Annotated in this window: 19 protein-coding genes; 12 read left to right on the plus strand and 7 right to left on the minus strand. The window is 62.5% G+C overall.

Going from position 1 to position 22,583, the window contains the following annotated elements:
* Positions 1-221 precede the first annotated feature (221 nt).
* Positions 222-1,124 (minus strand): patatin-like phospholipase family protein, encoded by a 903-nt coding sequence (locus EC86_RS0109040; RefSeq protein WP_051676140.1) that lies wholly within the window; start codon positions 1,122-1,124, stop codon positions 222-224.
* A 135-nt stretch (positions 1,125-1,259) separates the two neighbouring features.
* Here EC86_RS0109040 and EC86_RS0109045 point away from each other — a divergent pair, with 135 nt between their 5' ends.
* The 3 genes from EC86_RS0109045 to EC86_RS0109055 all read left to right on the plus strand — a co-directional run bounded on the left by EC86_RS0109045 (position 1,260) and on the right by EC86_RS0109055 (position 5,282).
* Positions 1,260-2,318 (plus strand): Fe(3+) ABC transporter substrate-binding protein, encoded by a 1,059-nt coding sequence (locus tag EC86_RS0109045; protein WP_029525333.1) that lies wholly within the window; start codon positions 1,260-1,262, stop codon positions 2,316-2,318.
* Positions 2,319-2,483: 165 nt separating this feature from the next.
* Positions 2,484-3,251 carry a 3-hydroxyacyl-CoA dehydrogenase gene (locus EC86_RS0109050; protein WP_029525334.1) on the plus strand — a complete coding sequence of 256 codons (768 nt, stop codon included), beginning with the start codon at positions 2,484-2,486 and terminating at the stop codon, positions 3,249-3,251.
* 174 nt (positions 3,252-3,425) lie between these two features.
* Complete coding sequence (locus EC86_RS0109055) at positions 3,426-5,282, plus strand: gamma-glutamyltransferase family protein (protein ID WP_029525335.1); 1,857 nt, start codon at positions 3,426-3,428, stop codon at positions 5,280-5,282.
* A 72-nt stretch (positions 5,283-5,354) separates the two neighbouring features.
* Here EC86_RS0109055 and EC86_RS0109060 read toward each other — a convergent pair whose 3' ends face one another.
* Positions 5,355-6,263: a YihY/virulence factor BrkB family protein gene (locus tag EC86_RS0109060; RefSeq protein WP_029525336.1), complete on the minus strand. Its 909-nt coding sequence runs from the start codon at positions 6,261-6,263 to the stop codon at positions 5,355-5,357.
* Positions 6,264-6,401: 138 nt separating this feature from the next.
* On the opposite strand from EC86_RS0109060, the gene dnaG reads away from it, so the two are divergent.
* The gene (dnaG, locus tag EC86_RS0109065; protein WP_029525337.1) at positions 6,402-8,426 is read left to right on the plus strand and encodes a DNA primase; all 2,025 of its coding nucleotides are present in this window, start codon (positions 6,402-6,404) and stop codon (positions 8,424-8,426) included.
* A 13-nt stretch (positions 8,427-8,439) separates the two neighbouring features.
* On the opposite strand, the gene EC86_RS28715 is transcribed toward dnaG, so the two are convergent.
* The gene (locus EC86_RS28715; RefSeq protein ID WP_156955275.1) at positions 8,440-8,751 is read right to left on the minus strand and encodes a hypothetical protein; all 312 of its coding nucleotides are present in this window, start codon (positions 8,749-8,751) and stop codon (positions 8,440-8,442) included.
* Positions 8,752-8,813: 62 nt separating this feature from the next.
* Between EC86_RS28715 and rpoD the strand changes: the two genes are divergently transcribed.
* A complete protein-coding gene (gene rpoD, locus EC86_RS0109070; protein WP_029525338.1) occupies positions 8,814-11,018 on the plus strand; it encodes an RNA polymerase sigma factor RpoD in 2,205 nt (734 codons plus the stop codon).
* A gap of 125 nt (positions 11,019-11,143) precedes the next feature.
* On the opposite strand, the gene EC86_RS0109075 is transcribed toward rpoD, so the two are convergent.
* The gene (locus EC86_RS0109075) at positions 11,144-11,401 is read right to left on the minus strand and encodes a hypothetical protein (protein WP_029525339.1); all 258 of its coding nucleotides are present in this window, start codon (positions 11,399-11,401) and stop codon (positions 11,144-11,146) included.
* Positions 11,402-11,479: 78 nt separating this feature from the next.
* Between EC86_RS0109075 and EC86_RS0109080 the strand changes: the two genes are divergently transcribed.
* Together EC86_RS0109080 and EC86_RS27685 are read left to right on the plus strand one after the other, a co-directional pair.
* Positions 11,480-12,076, plus strand: a complete 597-nt coding sequence (locus tag EC86_RS0109080; RefSeq protein WP_029525340.1) for a 3'-5' exonuclease — start codon at positions 11,480-11,482, stop codon at positions 12,074-12,076.
* 84 nt (positions 12,077-12,160) lie between these two features.
* The gene (locus EC86_RS27685; RefSeq protein WP_029525341.1) at positions 12,161-12,628 is read left to right on the plus strand and encodes an RcnB family protein; all 468 of its coding nucleotides are present in this window, start codon (positions 12,161-12,163) and stop codon (positions 12,626-12,628) included.
* Between the two features lie 6 nt (positions 12,629-12,634).
* Here EC86_RS27685 and EC86_RS0109090 read toward each other — a convergent pair whose 3' ends face one another.
* Positions 12,635-13,273: a DUF6806 family protein gene (locus EC86_RS0109090; protein WP_029525342.1), complete on the minus strand. Its 639-nt coding sequence runs from the start codon at positions 13,271-13,273 to the stop codon at positions 12,635-12,637.
* Positions 13,274-13,602: 329 nt separating this feature from the next.
* On the opposite strand from EC86_RS0109090, the gene egtD reads away from it, so the two are divergent.
* A complete protein-coding gene (gene egtD / locus EC86_RS0109095) occupies positions 13,603-14,634 on the plus strand; it encodes an L-histidine N(alpha)-methyltransferase (protein ID WP_232229844.1) in 1,032 nt (343 codons plus the stop codon).
* 10 nt (positions 14,635-14,644) lie between these two features.
* Here egtD and EC86_RS28720 read toward each other — a convergent pair whose 3' ends face one another.
* Complete coding sequence (locus EC86_RS28720) at positions 14,645-15,166, minus strand: hypothetical protein (RefSeq protein ID WP_156955276.1); 522 nt, start codon at positions 15,164-15,166, stop codon at positions 14,645-14,647.
* Between the two features lie 226 nt (positions 15,167-15,392).
* On the opposite strand from EC86_RS28720, the gene mutS reads away from it, so the two are divergent.
* From mutS to EC86_RS0109120, 4 genes are all read left to right on the plus strand, one after another.
* Positions 15,393-17,945, plus strand: a complete 2,553-nt coding sequence (gene mutS, locus EC86_RS0109105) for a DNA mismatch repair protein MutS (protein ID WP_029525344.1) — start codon at positions 15,393-15,395, stop codon at positions 17,943-17,945.
* A 41-nt stretch (positions 17,946-17,986) separates the two neighbouring features.
* Positions 17,987-18,814 carry a proteasome-type protease gene (locus tag EC86_RS0109110; protein WP_029525345.1) on the plus strand — a complete coding sequence of 276 codons (828 nt, stop codon included), beginning with the start codon at positions 17,987-17,989 and terminating at the stop codon, positions 18,812-18,814.
* Positions 18,815-18,911: 97 nt separating this feature from the next.
* Entirely contained in the window at positions 18,912-19,754 is an 843-nt protein-coding gene (locus tag EC86_RS0109115) for an alpha/beta hydrolase (RefSeq protein WP_029525346.1), read from the plus strand.
* 250 nt (positions 19,755-20,004) lie between these two features.
* A complete protein-coding gene (locus EC86_RS0109120; protein WP_029525347.1) occupies positions 20,005-21,039 on the plus strand; it encodes an IS110 family RNA-guided transposase in 1,035 nt (344 codons plus the stop codon).
* A 630-nt stretch (positions 21,040-21,669) separates the two neighbouring features.
* Here EC86_RS0109120 and EC86_RS0109130 read toward each other — a convergent pair.
* A complete protein-coding gene (locus EC86_RS0109130; protein ID WP_029525348.1) occupies positions 21,670-22,503 on the minus strand; it encodes an undecaprenyl-diphosphate phosphatase in 834 nt (277 codons plus the stop codon).
* Between the last annotated feature and the right edge of the window lie 80 nt (positions 22,504-22,583).

The raw sequence follows: 22,583 nt of genomic DNA on the forward strand, positions 1-22,583 counted from the left end.
TGCCAGGCGCAACTTGAAAGCTCACGGAGCCTGCTCCTGAAACCCGTCGCCAGCGACGGGTTCTACCAGTTGTCTCCTCGGTTCCTTGCAGAAACGTCTGGTTTCGCGGTTCCGTTCAAGCCCAGTCTCGCGACTGGGCTTTTTTTTGGTCAAATCAGCCTTTTTCGCACGCGCAGCGGGCATGAACAGCTATCGAAAGATGAGCAAATCCGAAAAGGGATTCAATGGCTGGACGCGATGCCAGTGGCCAGCCGCGCCTTCAGCGCCGGAAGCGCCGCCAGCATCGCCGCCCTGCCCGATTCAATCGCCAGCTTGCGGGCCGAAAAATCGGCGCTCTTGAGCCCTGCCTGCGAAGGCCGCACGACCACATCGGCTTCCTTCAACTCGTACTGGTTGATGCTTTTGCCCATGATGGAAAAGGTCTGCAACAAGATCTGCAAGGTGCCATCGGCCGGGTTGCCTTCGGGCGAGTTCGAAATGTCCACCGCGATCACGATGTCGGCGCCCATTTGCCGGGCAAAGCGCACCGGCACCGGCGACACCAGGCCGCCATCGACATATTCACGTCCGCTGATCCTGACCGGCACGAACACCGCCGGCACCGCGCTCGACGCCCGCACCGCCGTGCCGGTGTCGCCGCTGCGAAACAGCACCGCCTGGCCGCTGCCCAGGTCGGTGGCCACGATGCCCAGCGGAATCGCCATGTTCTCGATCAGGCGGCCGCCGACCAGCTGGTTGACGTAGCGGCCCAGCGCATCGCCGCGAAACACGCCCTTGCCGATGATCGGCAGCATCCAGTCGGTCATCGCTACTTCCTCCATGCCCAAGGCGGTCTGCTGCAGCTGCGCGCTGGTCTTGCCGGTCGCGTAAATCGCCGCGACCAGGCTGCCAGCCGAGGTGCCCACCACCATCTGCGGCCGCAGCCCGGCTTCTTCGAGCACCGCGATCACGCCGACATGGGCAAAGCCCCGCGCCGCGCCGCCGCCCAGCGCCAGGCCAATCTTCAAAGGCTTTTTGACGACCGGCGCCGTGTTTGCGTCCGGCACCACGGGTTTGACAGGCACCACAGGCACCGAGGAGCAACCCGCGAACAGAAATGCCGGCAGCAAGACCAGCGCGCCCATTCGGCTCAGCCAGGGCTTGCAGGCAGGCACGCTGGCCGCCCGTATCAAGGTACGGTTTTTGACCGAAAAGGAATTGCGACTAATTCGCATTTGCATTAGACTTATCAACTTTCAAGCCTTCAGGAATTTTTCAACATGATCAAGAGAGTGCCAATTTTCACAGGTCTTGCCTTTGCCGCCGCAGCTTTACTCGGTGTTGCAAACAGCGCAAGCGCCCAGGAACAGGTGGTCAACCTGTATTCCGCCCGCCACTACCAGACCGACGAGGCGCTTTACAGCAATTTCACCAAGGCCACCGGCATCAAGGTGAACCGCGTTGATGCCGACGATGCCGGCATCCTGGCGCGCCTGAAGGCCGAAGGCGCGGCGTCGCCCGCCGACGTGATCCTGCTGGTCGATGCCGCACGCCTCTGGAAGGGCGATGTCGAGGGCCTGTTCAAGCCGATCAAGTCGCCCACGCTTGAAGCAGCGATTCCGTTCAACCTGCGGGCCAAGGCAAGCCCTGAAGGCACGACCTGGTTCGGCTTTTCCACGCGCGCCCGCGTCGTGGTGTATGACAAGCTGAAGGTCAAGAAGGCCGACGTCGATACCTACGAGGAACTGGCCGACCCGAAGAACAAGGGGCTGCTTTGCACCCGTTCGGGCGCGCACCCCTACAACCTGTCGCTGTTTTCAGCCGTCACCGAGCATCTGGGCGAAGCCAAGGCCGAGCAATGGCTTGCGGGCCTGGTCGCCAACATGGCGCGCGACCCGAAGGGCGGCGACAGCGACCAGATCAAGGCCGTGGCGAGCGGTGAATGCGGCGTGGCGCTGACCAACTCGTATTACCTGGCGCGCATCATGCGGTCGAACGCGCCAGAGGACAAACTCGTGGCTGAGCGCGTCGGCGTGGTGTTTCCCAATCAGCAAACCTGGGGCACGCATGTGAACATTGCCGGCGCCGCCGTGGCGAAGAATGCCAAAAATACGGCCAATGCGGTCAAGTTCATGGAATACCTGGCCACGCCGGAGGCGCAAAACTATTTTGCCAACGGCAACAACGAATGGCCCGCCGTGTCCAGCGTGAAGGTCAGCAACCCGGCCCTGCAGGCCATGACCGGCGGCAGCTTCAAGTCCGAAACTATTCCGGTCAGTGTCGTCGGCATGAACCAGGTCAAGGTGCAGCAGATGCTCGACCGTGTGGGTTACAAATAACCGGATCATCGGTCCATCCCTGAGCGCAAGCCCGGCCGTTGAAAGACAGCCGGGCTTTTTCATGCGCGATAATTGGCGGCTGGATTGACGTTAACGTAAACGTCAAACCGCTGGCCAGACTTCCCTTTCCCTTTTTTTCAACCTTTCAATTTCAAGGAACATCCCATGGACATCGCAGGCAAGGTATTTATCGTCACCGGTGGCGCTTCAGGGCTGGGCGAAGGCACGGCGCGCATGCTGGTCGCCAACGGCGGCAAGGTCGTGATTGCCGACATGCAGGCTGAAAAAGGCGAAGCCATCGCCCAGGAACTCGGCGAAGCGAATGCGGCTTTCGTCAAGTGCGACGTCAGCCAGGAAGCCGACGGCCAGGCCGTGGTGGCCAAGGCCGTGTCCATGGGCAAGCTGATGGGCCTGGTCAACTGCGCCGGCATCGCACCGGGCGAAAAGACCATCGGCAAGAACGGCGCGCACACGCTGTCGACTTTCACCAAGACCATCACCGTCAACCTGGTCGGCAGCTTCAACATGATCCGCCTGGCTGCCGAAGCCATGGCCAAGAATGAACCCGAAGCCACCGGCGAGCGCGGCGTGCTGATTTCCACCGCGTCCGTCGCCGCCTACGACGGCCAGATGGGCCAGGCCGCCTACAGCGCCTCCAAGGGCGGCGTGGTCGGCATGACGCTGCCGATTGCCCGGGACCTGGCGCGCAACGGCATCCGCAACATGACGATCGCCCCCGGCATTTTCGGCACGCCGATGATGTTCGGCATGCCGCAGGACGTGCAGGACTCGCTGGCTGCCGCCGTGCCCTTCCCTTCGCGCCTGGGAACGCCGCAGGATTATTCCAAGCTGGCCAAGCACATCTTTGAAAACGACATGCTCAACGGCGAAGTGATCCGCCTCGACGGCGCCATCCGCCTGGCACCGCGTTAAAAACTCCCGCGCCGCCTGCAACGGGCGGCGCTGCGGCTGCTTTCTTTTTGATAGCTGGCCGCGCCCGCCTGTCCTGCGCAGGCGGCCTGAATGGCTAAATAAATCGTGCGCTTTCCTTTGCAGACGGTGTCGCGTCACGTACCATGGCGCCTCACCACTTCCAGAGGAGATTGCATGAAACGCCTGCTGACTTCCGTTGCCCTGACTGCCTTGCTGGCGGCCTGCGCCAGTTCTCCGACCAGCCCGTTTGCGTACAGCGCGCCCACGCAGCAGCCCGAGGGCTCGTCGGGCTTCACGCCCAAGCCCGGCTGGGCCGCCATGAAGTTCGCCGTCGCCGCCGCCAATCCGCTGGCGACCGATGCGGGCTACCAGATCCTCAAGGCCGGCGGCTCGGCGATTGACGCGGCCATCGCGGTGCAGATGGTGCTCACCCTGGTCGAGCCACAGTCCAGCGGCATCGGCGGCGGCGCGTTCCTGCTGCACTCCAATGGCAAGGCAGTGGAAGCCTTTGACGGCCGCGAGACGGCGCCGATGGCAGCGGATGAAAAACTGTTCATGGGCGCGGACGGCAAGCCGATGCCGTTTTACGACGGCGTGGTCGGCGGCCGCTCGGTCGGCACGCCCGGCACGGTGCGCATGCTGGAGATGGCGCACAAGCAATACGGCAAGCTGCCCTGGGCGCAGCTTTTCGCGCCGGCCATCGCGCTGGCCGACAATGGCTTTCGGGTCAGCGCACGGCTCAGCACGCTGCTCAAGGACGAGAAATACCTGAAGAACGACCCGACGGCTGCCGCCTATTTCTACAAGCCAGACGGCACCTCGGTCGATGCCGGCGCCACCCTGCGCAACCCGGCGCTGGCCGAGGTGCTGCGGCAAATCGCCGGCAAGGGATCGAACGCGCTGCTCACCGGCCCGGTCGCGCAGGCCATCGTCACCAAGGTGCAGGGCCACCCTGGCAATCCGGGCAAGCTCGCGCTCAGCGACCTGGCCAATTACCAGGCGAAAAAACGCGACCCGATCTGTTCCGACTACGCCGTCAAGGCGCAGACCTACCGCCTGTGCGGCATGCCGCCGCCGAGTTCAGGCGCCATCGCCATCGGTCAGATCCTGGGCATCCTGAACAACACGCCAGCCGCCACGCTGGGGCTGGTGACCGGCATGGGCGGCGTTCCCGGCACCACCGGACCCACGCCATCGGCCGACTGGCTGCACCTGTACACCGAAGCCTCGCGCCTGGCCTTTGCAGACCGGGCGCAGTACCTGGGCGACCCGGACTTCGTCCAGCCGCCCGGCGGCAACTGGATGAGCCTGCTGGCGCCCGCCTACCTGAGCGAGCGCGCCAAGCTGATCCAGCCCACCGGCCCGAGCATGAAAACCGCCAAGCCCGGCGTTCCCGGCGCGGTCAGCACGGCGCATGCCGCCATGCCTGAGCAGCCTGAATACGGCACCTCGCACATCAGCATCGTCGACAGTTTCGGCAATGCGATTGCCATGACGACGACCATCGAGGACCAGTTCGGCTCGCGACTGATGACCGACGGCGGCACCGGCAAGGCCGGCGGTTTTCTATTGAACAACGAACTGACCGACTTCAGCTTTGCGCCCACGGACGCCGAAGGCAAGCCAGTCGCCAACCGGGTGCAGGCCGGCAAGCGGCCGCGCTCGTCGATGGCGCCAACGCTGGTGTTCGACAAAAATACCAACCAGCTCGTCATGAGCGGCGGCAGCCCCGGCGGCGCCTTGATCATCCACTTCACCGCCAAGACGCTGTACGGCGTGCTGAACTGGGGCTTGATGCCACAGCAGGCGATTGACCTGCCCAACTTCGCGTCGCTGAACGGGCCGACGCTGCTGGAAGAAAAGCGCTTTGCGCCAGCCACCGTCGAAGCGCTGCGCGCACGCGGCGCCGAAGTGCGCGAGCAGCCCATGACCAGCGGCCTGCAGGCCATCACACGCGGCCAGGCCCACGGCATGACGCTGTGGCTGGGCGGCGCCGATCCCCGGCGTGAAGGTCTGGTAATGGGCGATTGATGGTGAAAACTGCCTTCCCCGCATGACTGGCGGGCGAAGGCAGCTATCTTTTCAATAGTATCGAGGCGCTGTTCACGGCTTCGCCGGACCGGTTTCCAGCGGCTGGGCCGGCGCATCGGGTACGACTTCCGCGATCCGCTCGTATTCCGAGATCACCTGCGCGCCCAGCAGCAGCAAGGTGGCGGCAATTTCCAGGCTCAGCAGCACGACGATGGCGGTGGTCAGCGAGCCATACACCAGGCCGACCTGCGACAGCGTGGCAAAGTACCAGACCAGCACATGGCGCGTCACTTCCCAGAGCAGCGCGGCCGTCACGCCCCCCATCAGCGCCCGGCGCAGCGACAACTGGCCCACCGGCATCACCATGTAGACCGAGGTCAGCACGAAGATCTCGCCGGTCAGGCCCAAGAGGTAAAGCAGCACGCCAGAAAATCCGCTCAGCGACCAGCTGGCGCCCAGGAACTCGATGCTCTTGTCGCCCAGCGCCTGAAAACTTCCGGCCACCAGCGTCACCAGCAAAAAACCCAGACCGAGGCAAAAAATGTAGCAATACGGCAGCACGGCCGACACCAGGAAATGCCGCCGCCGGATCGCCACGCGGTGCAAAAAAATCACCGACATGGCGTTTTCCAGCACGGTGAACGCCAGCGAACTGAAGAACAGCATGGTGGCCAGCAGGACCCAGCCCATGACATCGCGGTGCGCCAGGAAATTGGTCAGTTCGTTGACGATGAAGCGGGACTCGCCCGGTGCCAGCCAGCCGATGTAGCGGCCAAGCGCCGCCAGCAGCGCTGCCTGGTCCACCACATGCGACAGCGCAATCGCGATCAGGATCAGCAGCGGAACAATCGACAGCAAGGCGTAATAAGCCACCGCGCCGGCCAGCAGCAGGCCCTGGTTGGCGCGAAAGCCCTTGAGTATCTGCAGCGCAAAAGCGCCGGGATGGCGGAGCACATAAGCGGCCTGCGGTTCAAGGATCATTGAGCGTTTGCGCGGGCGAGCGCAGGTGAAAAAAGAGGGGTTTTGATTATGTGCGGCGGCTGGGCCGACCGCAGGGTGCCTTACACGCAAAGCTTTGTAGGCAGCTGTGCTTAAATTGGCTTTCAACTTTTGCGACCCATGGCCATACCCCAATCATTCATCCAGGAGCTTCTGGCACGCGCCGACGTGGTCGACATCGTCGGCCGCTACGTGCAGCTGAAAAAAGGCGGCGCCACCTTCATGGGCCTGTGCCCGTTCCACGGCGAAAAATCGCCGTCCTTCAGCGTCAGCCCGTCCAAGCAGTTCTACCACTGCTTCGGCTGCGGCAAGAACGGCAACGCCATCAGCTTCTTGATGGACCATGCCGGCATGAGCTTCATCGAGGCGGTGAAAGACCTGGCCCAGCAATACGGCCTGCAGGTGCCCGAGGACGACATCTCGCCGCAAGACCGGGTCAAGGCAGCGCAGGTGCGCGAGCAGCAGGCCACCTTGACCAGCGTGCTGGAAAAAGCCGGCCTGGCCTACATCAAGAGTCTGCGCACATCAGAACGGGCGATTCAGTATTTCAAGCAGCGCGGAGTTTCAGGCGAAATCGCCAGGACCTTCGGCCTTGGCTATGCGCCCGAAGGCTGGCGGGCGCTAGCCAGTGTATTTCCGGACTACGGCGACCCCTTGCTGGTTGAAAGCGGGCTGGTCATCACCGGCGAGCCCGGCGAAGCAAACGCCGCTGGCGAAGCCAAGCGCTATGACCGATTCCGCGACCGAATCATGTTCCCGATTCGCAACGTCAAGGGTGAATGCATCGGTTTTGGCGGCCGCGTGCTGGGCGACGACAAACCCAAGTACCTCAATTCGCCCGAAACACCGGTGTTCAGCAAGGGCCGCGAGCTCTACGGCCTGTTCGAGGCGCGCACCGCCTTGCGCCTGCACGGCTACGCGCTGGTCACCGAAGGCTACATGGATGTGGTGGCGCTGGCGCAGCTGGGCTTTCCCAATGCGGTCGCCACGCTGGGAACGGCCTGCACACCTGAGCATGTGCAAAAGCTGTTTCGCTTCACCGATTCGGTGGTGTTCAGCTTTGACGGCGACAGCGCCGGCCGGCGCGCGGCGCGCAAGGCGCTGGATGCCGCCCTGCCCTTTGCCAGCGACGTGCGCACCGTCAAGTTTTTGTTTCTGCCGGCCGAACACGACCCCGACAGCTTCATCCGAGAGCACGGCCAGGAAGGTTTTGCCGCCTATGTCAGCAAGGCGGTGCCGCTGAGCCGCTTCCTGCTCGAAGCTGCCGGCGAAGGCTGCGACCTGGACACCGCAGAGGGCCGCGCGCACATGGCCAGCAACGCACGGCCGCTCTGGACCGCGCTGCCCGAAGGCGCGTTCAAGCCGCAACTGCTGGCCGAGATTGCCGACCAGGTGATGATCGACAGCCGCGAACTGCTGCAGCTCTGGCAGTCGGCATCGGGCGGACGCAAACCGTATTACAAAAAAACCGGTGCCCCGCCATCGCCCGCCTTGCGGCCCGAACATCCTGCGCCCGAGCTGGACCACGGCATGCCCGAGTTCGGCGACTATCCGCCCATGGGCCTGCATGAAGAACCTGATTACGCATCGTCGGAGCCCTACTTTTCGCAGCCTTCCGGCTACGCACCGTCACCGTCCGCGCCACCCGGCAAGCCGGGAAAGTTCGGCCGCAAGCCTTTCCCCTCCGGCACCGCGCCGCGCCGCGTGACGGGCCGCATCCTGCCGACCAGCCGCGAGGACCGGGTGCTCAGGCTGCTGCTGACCGATCCGCAAAGCTGGGACCGGCTCAGCACCGAGGAGCACCAGTTGCTGCTCAGCCTTCCGGCGCCGCACGGGCCGCTGTTTGCCTGGCTGGAAAGCCAGTTGCATGAGCATGGCCCGCAATCCTGGGCCGTGCTGCGCGAGGGCCTGCGCGGCCATGCCCATGAGCACCATGCCGTGGCGCAGTTTGCCGAAGTGCTGGAGGGCGTGGACTACGACTGGGGCGAAACCCGCCGGATACTGGCGCAGCTTCAACAACTCAGGCATGACAGCGAAATTGCCGATCTGGCGGCACGCGCGCCCGGCGACCCGGCGGTGCTGGAGCGATTGCGCGAACTCCTGGCGCAATCGCGCACGCGGGGAACCCCCGCGAAACCCGCATGAACACTGGCATATTTCAATTTTTAGGGTATAATCCGGTTTTTTCCGGCAAGCGCGACAGCAGCACCTCCGGCACCGGCCCCCTTTGAGCCAAGGGAAACTCCACAGGAGACGGCCAACGCACCGCAAGGACTGCATTCCAAATGTTCGCCCAACCAGCTTGCCAAAAATTTTGAGCGTCTTCGTGCCAAGGCACAGGCTGACTTGATTTTTTACCGCTTCCGATTTGAATCCTGAATTTTTTCCCCGGGTGCCCTGACCGTGATCCGGGCGCCAGCGCGCGGATGATGTGCCAGCTTGAAAAAACTGGAAAAACCGCCATATCCATTGCAGCCCGCGTTTGATCCTGCCCCGCTGGGCAAAAATTCTTTGAATTCTGCGAAAACCGATATGCCCTTGAAGAAAGTTCCTGCCGTGCAGCCCAAATCCACCCAAGCCCAACTTCTCGCCGCTGCAGACGCCCTGCTCAAAGGCGCTGCGCCTGCCAAAAAGAAACCCGGCCGCCCGCCAAAAGCCGCTGCTGTTGAAGGCGCGCCGGTTGCAGCCGTCGCCGCAGCCAAGCGCGTGCGCAAGGCCAAGGAGTCAAGCCTGGACGGTGAAGACCTGTCGGACATCGAAGCCGAGTTCGCAGAAGAGCCGGCGGCGGTCGAGGTGACGGCCACCGCCGAAAAGGTCAAGCCGCTGCGCATGAAGATCAGCAAGGCCAAGGAACGCGCGCTGATGAAGGAATTCGGCCTGGACGAAACCGTCCTGTCGGAAGAGGACATCCTCAAGCGACGCCAGCGCCTCAAGGCATTGATCAAGCTTGGCAAGACGCGCGGCTACCTGACGCACGGCGAAATCTCCGACCACCTGCCCGACAAGCTGGTCGATGCCGAAACGCTCGAAGTCGTCATCAACATGCTCAACGACATGGGCGTGGCTGTTTATGAACAAGCGCCCGATGCCGAAACCCTGCTGCTGAACAACACCGGCGCCACCGTGGCGACCGAGGAAGAAGCCGAGGAAGAAGCCGAAGCCGCGCTGTCCACCGTGGACAGCGAATTCGGCCGCACCACCGACCCGGTGCGCATGTACATGCGCGAAATGGGCACGGTCGAACTCCTGACGCGCGAAGGCGAGATCGAGATCGCCAAGCGCATCGAGGGCGGCCTCATGCGCATGATGGAAGCCATCTCGGAAAGCCCGGCGACGATTGCCGAGATCATGCGGCTGGCCGATGAAATCCGCGAAGGCAAGGTCGTCATCTCGACCGTGGTGGACGGTTTCACCGTGGCCAACGAAGCCGACGATTACGTGGCCGAAGAAGACTTCGACGAATTCGACGAAGACGACGACGATGACGGCAAGGGCGGCTCCAAGGCGCTGACCAAGAAGCTCGAAGAGCTGAAAAAGGAAGCGCTCAGCCGTTTCGAAAAGGTCGGCGAGTATGCCCAGAAAGTCCAGAAGACCTACGAAAAAGAGGGCTACGGCACGCCCACCTACCTGAAAACGCAAAAAGCCCTCAGCGACGAGCTGATGACGGTGCGCTTTACCGCCAAGACCATCGAAAAGCTGTGCGACCTGCTGCGCGGCCAGGTGCTGGACGTGCGCAAGAAGGAGCGCGAACTGCGCAAGATCATTGTTGAAAAGTGCGGCATGCCGCAGGAAACCTTCATCAAGGATTTCCCGCCCAACCTGCTGAACCTGAAATGGGTTGAAAAGCAGGTCGCCTCCGGCAAGCCGTGGTCCAACGTCATGGCGCGCAACATTCCGCCGATCCAGGAACTGCAGACCAAGCTGGGCGAATTGCAGGCGCGCGTCGTCGTGCCGCTGGCGCACCTGAAGGACATCAACAAGCGCATGAACGAAGGCGAGTCGAATTCGCGCGACGCCAAGAAGGAAATGATCGAGGCCAATTTGCGCCTGGTGATTTCGATTGCGAAAAAGTACACGAACCGCGGCCTGCAGTTCCTTGATTTGATCCAGGAAGGCAACATCGGCCTGATGAAGGCGGTGGACAAGTTCGAATACCGCCGGGGCTACAAGTTCTCGACCTACGCGACCTGGTGGATTCGCCAGGCCATCACGCGCTCGATTGCCGACCAGGCGCGGACCATCCGCATTCCGGTCCATATGATCGAGACCATCAACAAGATGAACCGCCTGTCGCGCCAGCACCTGCAGGAGTTCGGCTTCGAGCCCGACGCCAGCATCCTGGCCGAGAAGATGGAGATTCCGGAAGAGAAAATCCGCAAGATCATGAAGATCGCCAAGGAGCCGATCTCGATGGAAACGCCGATTGGCGACGACGACGACAGCCATCTGGGCGACTTCATCGAGGACGGCGCCAACACCGCCCCGCTTGAAGCCGCGATGCAGGCCGGCCTGCGCGATGTGGTGAAGGACATCCTGGACAGCCTGACGCCGCGCGAAGCGAAAGTGCTGCGCATGCGTTTCGGCATCGAGATGTCCACCGACCACACGCTTGAAGAAGTCGGCAAGCAGTTCGACGTGACGCGCGAGCGCATCCGCCAGATCGAGGCGAAGGCGCTGCGCAAGCTCAAGCACCCGAGCCGCAGCGACAAGCTGCGCAGCTTCATCGACACGCTGTAAATCGGCGGCCCGGCGCTCCGGGCTGCAAAATCAAGAGTTAAATAGCTGGTTATCTCCCGTCCAGCGGGCGCTGCCAGCTATTTTTTTGATAGTAGTCTTCTGGATCGGCACTTGACCCTGCGCACTCAATCCGGGACAAAACGGGCCTTGAAGCGGGCTTCGTCTTCGGCCAGGTCAATCGTGACCAGCTGGCCCATCTTCTGGTCGCTCAGCCGGTAGGCGGCAAACAGGCTGTACTTGCCCTTGAAGTGGTAGCTTTCCAGGTCGATCAGCATGTAGGGATAAGGCACGAACACCTCGTGCTGGAAAAGCGCCCGGTGCCGGTTGCGCGGCGACGGGAAAAGCTTGTAGTGGTCGGTGGTGATGCTTTTGGCTGTGGCCATGGTCGTTTGATGCTGGAAGTGATGGGATTGCAAGCGCTCGGCGGTAAGCTCTACCCCTATTTTCACGCATTGGATTTCATGACCGAACGCCACCCCACCCCGGACAAAGAGCAGATCGCGCTGCTGGCGCCCTTTGACCGCCTCGATCTGCCGCAGATCCAGCTCGTCGCGACGGCGCAGCAGGCCATTCGCGCACTGGAAGAACTCGACGGCGTGACGGCGCTGGGCTTCGACACCGAGTCCAAGCCGACGTTCATGAAGAACGAAGCCTCCACCGGACCGCACATCGTCCAGCTGTCAACGCTGGAGCGGGCCTACATTTTCCAGCTGGAAGACGCCGAGTGCCGCCGTGCCATCGCGCTGCTGCTGGAGACCGACCGGGTGGTCAAGGCGGGCTTCGGCCTGGGCGACGACCGGCGTCGCATCATCCACAAGCTCGGCGTCGATCCACGGGGCGTGCTTGATTTGAACGCGGTGTTCCGGGAGCGCGGCTACCGCAAGGACATGGGCGTGCGCGGCGCGGTGGCGGTGATGTTCAACCGGCGCTTCATCAAGTCGCGCAAGGCCACCACCTCGAACTGGGCCAATGTCCATTTGCAGGAATCCCAGCTGATCTATGCGGCCAACGATGCTTATGCGGCGCTGCGCGTTTATCAGGCGCTGGGGCTGGACTGATCTTTACAAAAGGAGTCCGGGCCTTTGCGCGGGCGATATGTGGAAGGCACAAGATGAGGTTTCACCAACCACTGGAGTGACTCCATGACATCCAAAACCATCATTTGCGCCATTGCCGCTGCCTCGTTCAGCTTTGCCTCGCTGTCCTTCGCTGACAACGACGACCGGCGCGGCCCGGGGCGCGGTGAACCATCGCGCGCCGAGCAGCGCGGCCCCATGGGACGGGATGGGCACGATTCGGGTCACCGGAATTTTGACCGGCGCGATCAACAGGGCAACCGCCATGACAACGGCAACCATTACGGCAACCGTGGCGGCTACGAGCGTGATGATGCGCGCGGCGACCGGAACTATGGAGCCCGGGGTCCGCAGTACCATCGCGGCGGCTACATTCCTCGGGAATACCGCAACCGGCAGTATGTCGTGAACAACTGGCGCGTCCATCGCCTGAATGCGCCGCCGCGTGGCCAGCAATGGGTGCAGGTCGGCTCGGACTATGTATTGATTGCGATCGCCACCGGCATCATTGCCCAGCTGGTGCTGAGCCAGTAAACCGGCTCAGTGCAGGTGGCGCGGTTTGCGCCCGCCCGTCCCGTGGCCGGAACCGCCTTGCGAGCCGCCCGAGCCGCGCGGCGGCCGGCCAAGCTGCATCGAGTTGACCAGGTCGTCGAAACGGCGGCCAAACAGCTTGTCAACGGCCTCGACGACCTCGCCGAGTTCGGAGCCGTCGAAATGCCGCTCCATCAGGCCGATCAGGTCCTGCACCAGCAGGTCGCGCTGGACCTGCATGATGGCGGCCGGCGTCGGGCCGACAAAATAAATCACGAAGTCATCACGGGCTTCGTCTTCCTCGCTGCCTTCGTCTTCCTCGTCGAAGTCGGCATCGTAGAAGGTCACTTCAATCGGCGCGCCCACTTCGGCCAGTTCATTGAGCCCCATGCACATCTCGTCGAGCGACTGGCGAAAGTCGTCGCCGCCTGGAACCGTCCAGCACATCTGCAGCAAATGCTTGGGCGCGTCGAAGCGGATGCCCGGTTCTTCCTCATAGACGCTGGCAGCGCCTGCGGCCAGTGATTTGGAACCGGCATATTTCCACAAGGGCTTGAGCGCTTCCTGCAGTTGCTCGAAGCTGACATCGGCACGCAGGGGCACCTCGCCGTGGACGTGAATTTCAAAGGGGGTGTTGTAGCGCGACATGGAATTATCTTATCCAGTTTCAAGGGGTCAATGGGGACCAGGATGCCACCCCGTGCATTTTGTGATGCGTGCAAGCATGCAGTCTGCGGACAGATGCGGCCAAAAACATGGAATGCTACCGTGGTGAGCGGCTTCGATTGGGGCCTGAGCGGCCCCTGAAATATCTGAAAGGTATTGTGCCACCCGCGCGCCCGTGGAACGGTCGCACGCTGCAAGGGCCGGACGTGACGGCCGGTCCGCCCAATGCCCGTAAACGACTCAGTCCTACAGGCAGCATGGTAAAAACGTTTTCAAATCAAACGCTATCTGCACTACCCGCCAAGGCTCCCGTGAAACGTTCCGACCTTCTTTTCGACCTGCCGATTGCGGCACCACCCTTGCCGACGCCCCGGTTCATCAACCTGCGGGGCAGCGAATCCCCCGACCGTGAAAGCGGCAGCATCGCCTTTGAACTGACGCAAGGCTTGACAGCGCCCGCCGCTGCGCTGTCGCCGAAGTTTTTTTACAACACCCTTGGCTCCAGGCTGTTCGAAGCCATCACGGTACTCGACGAGTACTACCCGACCCGTACCGAAGCCGGCATTTTCCAGGCTGCTTCGCCGCAGATCGCCGGCGCACTGGCGCAAGCCGGCCTGAGCCACCCGTGCCTGATCGACCTGGGCGCGGGCAACTGCGCCAAGGCGCTGGCGCTGATGCCGGTGATGCAGCCGCGCCAGTACGTGCCGGTCGATATCTCGACGGATTTCCTGAGGGACGCGGCCGACCAGGTGCAAAACTGTTTTCCGGCGCTCGACATCGTCGGCGTCGGCATGGATTTTTCATCCAGCCTGCGCCTGCCGGAAGAAGTGCAATTGAATGACCGCGTGTATTTCTACCCCGGCTCCAGCCTGGGCAACTTCCAGCCGGCGCAGGCGCTGGCGTTTTTACGCAACATGGCCGATCCGGCGCAGGGCAAGGCGCGCGGCCTGCTGCTGGGCATCGACCTGGTCAAGGACCCGGCCACATTGGAGGCGGCGTATGACGATGCGCTCGGCGTCACGGCGGCCTTCAACAAAAACCTGCTGCGCAACGTGAACGAACTGCTGGCGGCGGACTTTAATGTTCGCCAGTGGAAGCATGTGGCGCTGTTCAACACGGCGCAGTCACGCATTGAAATGCACCTGGAAGCACTGGCCGACCTGACCGTCACCTGGCCCGGCCATTTGCGGCCTTTCGTGGCCGGCGAGCGGATTCACACCGAAAGCTCGTACAAATACACGGTCGAATCGATGACAGCTTTGCTGAACCAGGCCGGGTTCAGTCAAGTGCGTTGCTGGACCGATCCGCAGCAGTGGTTTGCGGTGTTCTGGGCAGCGGCCTGATGTCGCGACGCTAGTGTCGCGTCAGGCGCAAAGTGTCGGGAGATCGCGTCGCCAGCGGCGTGCAGCGCAAGGCGTAGACCGCAGCCAGGGCTGAAGCCCTGGCAAGGGCTGCAACGCGGCGATGCGCGGCGATGGCCAGCGAGAACCGGCAGTTTGCGCCTGACGCGACACTAGGCAAGCCGCCTGGTTTTTTTAAGGCAAAACCACGAAATGCCGGCGCGTCCAAACGCGCGTATCCCTTGACCCGGCAAACCTCAAGCCCATGCACTTCGAGCCCGTTGACAGCCGACTCCACCGCCGAATGCGCCCGGCGCGCTTTGACGAAATCGGGGGCCTGCTCCACGCAGCGATCCGCGACATCGACGGCCAACGGCCCGGCATGGTTAGCCGCACCAAGCATTCCGCCGACGTGTAGCGGTAAATTCAGCTGCGTGTATGCTTGCCCGCCACCGAACGCAGGCCCGGATATTCTTCGAGAATAATATGCGCACCCATCAGCCAACAGTTTGGCAGCGCGTGGGTCAAACGGCATGATTGATCCAGGCATGGGGAATCCCGGAAACCTGAGTAGCTACACGGCGTGGCAATTAAATATCAGCGCTCTACTTCCTTCGCTAAACCGTGGGGTGTAGACAAGGCTAGAAAAGGATTGAATGAAGCAGGACGAAACAGCCAAACCTAGGGACCGTGTGGGCTCAGCGGCGGAAAGCGCTACAAATCAAGAGCTTGGCAGCGCAGGATTTTCAAAGCACACGCCGATGATGCAGCAGTACCACGCCATCAAGGCCGAATACCCTGACACGCTGGTCTTCTACCGGATGGGCGACTTCTACGAGGTCTTCTATGCCGACGCCGAAAAAGCCGCCCGCCTGCTCGACATCACGCTGACGCGGCGCGGCCAGTCGGGCGGCGAGCCTGTGGTGATGGCCGGCGTGCCGTTTCATGCGCTGGAAAACTATCTGGCCAAGCTGATCAAGCTCGGCGAATCGGTGGCGATCTGCGAACAGGTCGGCGACGTGGCCACCAGCAAAGGGCCGGTCGAGCGCAAGGTGGTTCGCGTGGTCACGCCCGGCACGCTGCTGGACGCCGAACTGCTCGACGACAAGACCGAAACTATTTTGCTGGCGGTGCATCAGGGCGCGCGCAACACCTGCGGCCTGGCCTGGCTCAGCGTGACGCAGGGCGAGATCCACCTGGCGCATTGCGCCAGCGGCGAGCTGGAAACCTGGCTGGCGCGCATTGCCCCCAGCGAACTGCTCTACAACATCGATGTCACGCCGGCGTTCGAGCAGCGCTTGAGAACCTGGCGCTGCGTCGCCAGCGCCAGGCCGGCCTGGCAGTTCGACGCGGCCCTGGGCGCGCGCCGCCTGCTGGAGCAGCTCAAGGTGGCTTCGCTGGCGGCGTGGCATGCCGAAGCAATGGGCGAAGCGCATGCTGCCGCCTCGGCATTGCTGGGCTATGCCGAGCACACGCAGGGCCGCGCACTTTCGCATGTGCGGGGCCTGCAGGTGGTGCGGTCGGGCGAACTGATCGACTTGCCGCTGACGACCCGGCGCAACCTCGAACTCACGCAGACCCTGCGCGGCGAAGGCTCGCCCACGCTGTTCTCGCTGCTCGATACCTGCACCACCGGCATGGGCAGCCGGGCGCTGAAAAGCTGGCTGCTCAGCCCGCGTCGCGACCGCGCCCAGGCCGCCAGCCGGCTGGAGGCCATCGCGCAGCTGCGCGCTAGCGCCCAGGAATCGCTGCGCGCCCGGCTCAAGGGCAGCAGCGATGTCGAACGCATCACCGCCCGCATCGCGCTGCGCCAGGTGCGCCCGCGCGAATTGGTCGCCCTGCAGCTGACGCTACAAAAAGCAGAGCTGCTTGCGCCCGTGGACTGTGCGCAAACGCCACTTTTGACCACTATTTTCGAGGATTTGCAGCCTCCGGCCGGCTGCGCCGAATTGCTGGGCCAGTGCATCCTCGACGAGCCGGCCGCGCTGATCCGCGACGGCGGCGTCATCAACCACGGCTGCGACGCCGAGCTCGATGAACTGCGCGCCATCCAGACCAATTGCGACGGTTTCCTGCTCGACCTGGAAAGCCGCGAAAAGGCGCGCACCGGCATTGCCAACCTGCGCGTGCAGTTCAACAAGGTGCATGGCTTCTACATCGAGGTGACGCAGGGCCAGACGGGCAAGGTGCCCGCCGACTACCGGCGCCGCCAGACGCTGAAGAATGCCGAGCGCTACATCACGCCCGAGCTGAAGACCTTCGAGGACAAGGCGCTGTCGGCTTCGTCGCGGGCGCTGGAGCGCGAAAAGTGGCTCTACGAGCAGCTGCTCGACCAGTTGCAGGACTTCGTGCCCGCCTTGAGCCGGCTGGCGCGCGCCATTGCCGCGCTCGATGCGCTGTGTACGCTGGCCGAGCGCTCGCTGACGCTGGGTTGGTGCGCGCCCGTGTTTGTCAAGGAGCCGTGCATCGACATTGGCGCAGGCCGGCATCCGGTGGTGGAAGCCCGGCTGGCCGAGCTAGGTGCCGGCGCCTTCATCGCCAACGACTGCAACCTCACCGGCAAGAGTCGGATGCAGATCATCACCGGCCCCAACATGGGCGGCAAATCGACCTACATGCGCCAGGTCGCGCTGATCGTGCTGCTGGCCAGCGTGGGCTCCTACGTGCCGGCTAGAGCCTGCCGGCTCGGGCCGATCGACGCCATCCACACGCGCATCGGCGCGGCCGACGACGTGGCCAATGCGCAATCGACCTTCATGCTGGAAATGCTGGAGGCCGCGCAGATTCTGCATGCCGCCACGCCCCATTCGCTGGTGCTGATGGACGAGATCGGGCGCGGCACCTCGACCTTCGACGGCCTGGCGCTGGCCGGCGGCATCGCGGCTTACCTGCACAACAAGGCGCAGGCGTTCACGCTGTTTGCCACGCATTATTTTGAACTGACCGAATTTCCGGCGCAGCACCACGGCGCGGTGAACGTACACGTCAGCGCGGTCGAGTCGGGCAGCGACGTTGTGTTCATGCACCACATCGAGTCCGGCCCGGCCAGCAAGAGCTACGGCATCGCGGTCGCCAAGCTGGCCGGCGTTCCCGCCGCCGTCGTCAACCACGCGCGCCATGCGCTGGCCGCGCTGGAAGCCCAGCAAGCCCAGGCCAGCGCACAGGTCGATCTGTTTGCCCTGCCGCCGCAGCCGCCGGCGGCCGAACCCTCACCCCTTGACGCGGCATTGGCGACAATAGAGCCTGACACCTTGACGCCCCGCGAGGCGCTCGATGCGCTGTACCGGCTCAAGAAGCTTGCCAATGCCAGCTGAATGTCAAGCTTTCCATGTACTCCCAAACCTCCCTCCAAGCCATGACTTACTGCGTCGCCATCAAACTCAATGCCGGACTGGTCTTCCTGTCCGATTCCCGAACCAATGCGGGACTGGACCACATCAGCACCTTCCGCAAGATGATCGTCTATGAAAAGCCCGGCGACCGCTTCATGGTGCTGCTGACCGCCGGCAACCTGTCGATCTCGCAGTCGGTGCGCGAAATTCTTCAAACGGAAGAGATCAAGGACCCCGACGGCGGCGAGCCGATCACCATCTGGAACGCCAGGAGCATGTTCGACGCCGCCCGCGTGCTTGGCTCGGCCATACGCCGCGTTTACGAGCACGACGCCCGCGCGCTGCGCAACGACGATGTCGGCTTCAACGTGTCGCTGGTCTTCGGCGGGCAGATCAAGGGCGAAGGCATGCGCCTGTTCCAGGTGTATTCGCCGGGCAACTTCATCGAGGCCACCGACGAGACGCCCTACTTCCAGATTGGCGAATCCAAATACGGCAAGCCGGTGCTCGACCGCGTCATCCGCCCCGAAACCCCGCTGGACGAGGCTGCCAAATGCGCGCTGGTGTCGATGGATTCGACCATGAAGTCCAACCTGTCAGTCGGCCTGCCGCTGGACCTGGTGGTGTATGAAGCCGACAGCTTCAAGAGCGACAAGGTCGTCTGCATCGACCAGGACAACCCCTACTACCAGATGATGCACAACAGCTGGGGGCAAAAGCTGCGCCAGGTGTTCGACAGCATCGAAGACCCGGTGTGGGACGATGCGCACACCGAAACACCGATCAAGATGCCGGCCGGCCGCCATGCGGTGCTGAAAAAGATCACCACGCCGCAAGAAAAGCTGATCTAGGCCTTTTTGTTTCACTGACCCTTTATCGACCCTTTATCGACATCCACCTCCGGGCAACCACTGCGGCCCTGCGCGCCACAGTTCCCCCCTTATTTCAGTGCCCAAAAGTCCCAAACCCCTCATCATTTTTTCCCATGGCAACAGCTTTCCGGCCAGCACCTACGGCGTGCTGTTCCAGAGCCTGAAGGCAAGGGGTTTTCAAGTCCAGGCGATTGAAAAATTCGGCCATGACCCGCGCTACCCGGTTACCAGCAACTGGCCCAACCTGGTGCAGCAACTGGCCGACTTTGCCTGCCACGAAGTCGAAAAGTCCGGCCAGCCGGCCTTCCTGGTCGGCCATTCGCTGGGCGGTTTCCTGAGCCTGATGTGCGCCGCGCGCCATCCCGAACTCGGCGGCAAGAAGGTCGCCGGCGTGCTGCTGCTCGACTCGCCGGTGCTGGGCGGCTGGCGCGCCAAGGCGCTCAGCGTGGCCAAGCGGGCCAAGCTGGTCGGGTCGATCTCGCCGGGCGCCATCAGCCGCAAGCGCCGCCACCAGTGGCTGGGCCGGGACGAGGTGCTGGCGCACTTTCGCAGTAAGAAAGCCTTTGCCCGCTGGGACGAGCAGGTGCTGCGCGACTACATCGACCACGGCACGCATGACGAAGGCGGCAGCGCGCAGGGCCAGCGCCTGCTGAGTTTTGACCGCGACGTGGAAACGGCGATCTACAACACCCTGCCCGACAACCTGGAAAGCCTGCTCAAGACGAATCCGCTGCAATGCCCGTCGGCCTTCATCGGCGGGCGCCAGTCGGTCGAGATGAAGCAGGTCGGCATGGCGATGACGCAAAAAATCACCCATGGCCGCATCATGATGCTCGACGGCAGCCACCTGTTTCCGATGGAAAAGCCGCTGGCCACGGCCGCCGCCATCGAGGCGGCGTTGCTGAACTTCATGGGCTGAGGCCGGCTTGTGCGGCATTCTGCGTGCGCCAGGCCAGGCGCCCACGGGCTGCTACGGAATAGATAGCTGTAAAGCTTTACCCAACTTGCGGAAAGCCGGTTTTTCTTATATTTTTTAACTACCAACGCTTTTGATTTGCCCGCTGCGTTTTCCAATGGGATGAACACCCCCACCCGCTGAGTGACACCTCGCGTGTGCCAAAGTAGCGGAGCAGAACTTTTGCATTTCAAACCGAGCAGGAGCGTTCACCATGAAACCCACCACCATTGGGATTGACCTGGCCAAACAATTCTTCCAGGTCCACGGCGTCGACGAGGCAGGAAGGGCGCTGTTCAACAAACAGCTGCGCCGCAAGCAGATGGCCGAGTTCTTTGTCAATTTGCCGCCATGTCTGATCGGCATGGAGGCTTGCAGCAGTGCCCACTACTGGGCCAGAAAGCTGCAAGGGTTTGGACACACGGTCAAGCTAATGGCGCCCCAGTTCGTCAAACCTTACGTCAAGACCAACAAGAACGATGCGGCTGACGCCGAGGCGATTTGCGAAGCGGTCGCCCGTCCGAACATGCGCTTTGTGCCCATCAAGAATGTGGAGCAGCAAGGCGTGCTGGCCCTGCACCGGGCACGCCAGGGCTTTGTCAAGGCCCGCACGGCGCAGGCCAACCAGATCCGGGGCCTTCTAGCCGAGTTCGGCATCGCCATCGCGCAGGGCATCGGGCGCATCAATCGTGAGGTGCCCGACCTGATCGAGGACGCCAGCAACGAGCTGCCGGGCATGTTCCGGCGCCTGGTGCAACGCCTGCTCGACCACCTTAAGGCGCTGGACAAACAGGTCGATGAGATCGAAGCCCAGATCGTGGCTTGGCACCACCAGAGCGCACAGAGCAAAAAGCTTGAAAAAATACCCGGCATTGGGCCGCTGACTGCCAGCGCCCTGGTGGCGTCCTTGGGTGATGCCAGGAGCTTCGAGAGCGGCAGACAGGTGGCCGCCTGGCTGGGCTTAGTGCCCAGGCAGCACTCCAGCGGGGGCAAGCAAAACCTGCTGGGCATCAGCAAACGCGGCGACTGTTACCTCAGAACGCTGCTGATCCACGGCGCGCGCGTTGTCATTTACCACGCGAGCAAGCGCGTGGACAGCGGCAGCTGGATCAACCAAGTGGTGGCGCGGCGTAATAAGAACGTGGCGGCCGTGGCGCTGGCCAACAAGAATACCCGCACCGTGTGGGCGATGCTGGCCCACGACAGGCAGTTCCAATCTGACTACACGCCCGCCTTGGCGGCTGCGTAGTCAAATTAGCTATGAGGGAACGAAACAGGTAGAACTGAACCACCGATTGCTCAGGCAGTCATGAAGTGATGGCAAGACAGGTTAGACCGGGGTTGGCAAAGCCCGCAGAAAACAGGGCACCAAGAGTGCGCATTTCCGATTGAGGCGCCGACCAGCGAATCCCATCCGGGACAGTGGCATCGCCACACTAAAGTCCGAATGTACGGGTGCAATCTTTACCTTCGCGCTGTCATGAATTGGATGTTTGGCAAACAGGGGGTGTTCATGTATGTTTTCTGTTTTTGTTTTTGTTTTTGTTTTTGTTTTTGTTTTTGTTTTTGTTTTTGTTTTTGGGCTTGGGGCTTGGGGCTTGGGGCTTGGGGCTTGGGGCTTGGGGTAGCTTCTTCTGTGGATTGAGGGGTGAGCGCCTTCCCGGCGGGGGGTAACTTTCTTTTGCTTCGCCAAAAGAAAGTCACTTTCTTTTTTGCCAGAAAAGAAAGTTACCCCCCGCCGGGAAGGCGCTCCACACCCGAAAACCCAAGACAAGCAGGAAAAAGAAACCCAGCCCCGCCCATCCCCCAAGCAAGGTCAACACCAAAGACCGATAAAGCCGTTGACCTGCGGCGAGGCAAGCAGTTACGAGTTTCGGGCTCAACCCGACCAGTTCACCAGCCCGCTCCAGGCGGTGGCCAGCACCACGACGCCAAATGCGATGCGGTACCAGGCAAACGGAACGAAGTCGTGGCTGGCGATGTAGCGCAGCAGCCAGCGAATGCACAGCCAGGCGCTGATGAACGAAAACAGCAGGCCCACGCCGAACAGCGGCAGGTCGGCCATCGACAGCAGCGCGCGGTCCTTGTACAGGCTGTAGACGCCGGCGCCAATCAGCGTCGGAATCGCCAGGTAGAACGAAAAATCGGTCGCTGCCTTGCGCGACAGGCCCAACAGCATGCCGCCGATGATGGTCGATCCGCTGCGGCTGGTGCCCGGGATCATCGCCAGGCATTGCACCAGGCCGACCTTGAGCGCGTCCATCGTCGTCATCGACTCGACCTCGTGGATGCGAACCGCCGCCGGGTTGCGCTGCTGGCGCTTTTCGGCCCACAAGATGATGAAGCCGCCCACGATGAAGGCGCTGGCCACCACCACCGGCGTGAACAGATGCGCCTTGATGGCCTTGCCAAACAGCAGCCCCAGCACCACGGCCGGCAAAAAAGCCACCAGGACATTGAGCGCAAACTGCTGCGCCTGCTTTTCATTCGGCAGCGCGATCAGGGTGCTGCGGATTTTTTGCCAGTACACCAGGATCACCGCAAAAATGGCACCGGTCTGGATGGCAATGTCGAACACCTTGGCCTTGTCATCGTCAAAACCCAGCAGTGCGCCGGCCAGGATCAGGTGGCCGGTTGATGAAATGGGAAGAAATTCGGTCAGTCCCTCGACAACGCCCATGATGGCGGCTTTGATCAACAGTGCAATATCCACGCTGGCTCCATTCAAAATGGGGCTGATTATCGCTGTTGGGCTCAAGCCCGCCTGAAGCGCCACGGCCAGGCGGCCCGGCC

This window comes from Polaromonas glacialis (assembly GCF_000709345.1).
GTDB classification, from domain to species: Bacteria; Pseudomonadota; Gammaproteobacteria; order Burkholderiales; family Burkholderiaceae_C; genus Polaromonas; species Polaromonas glacialis.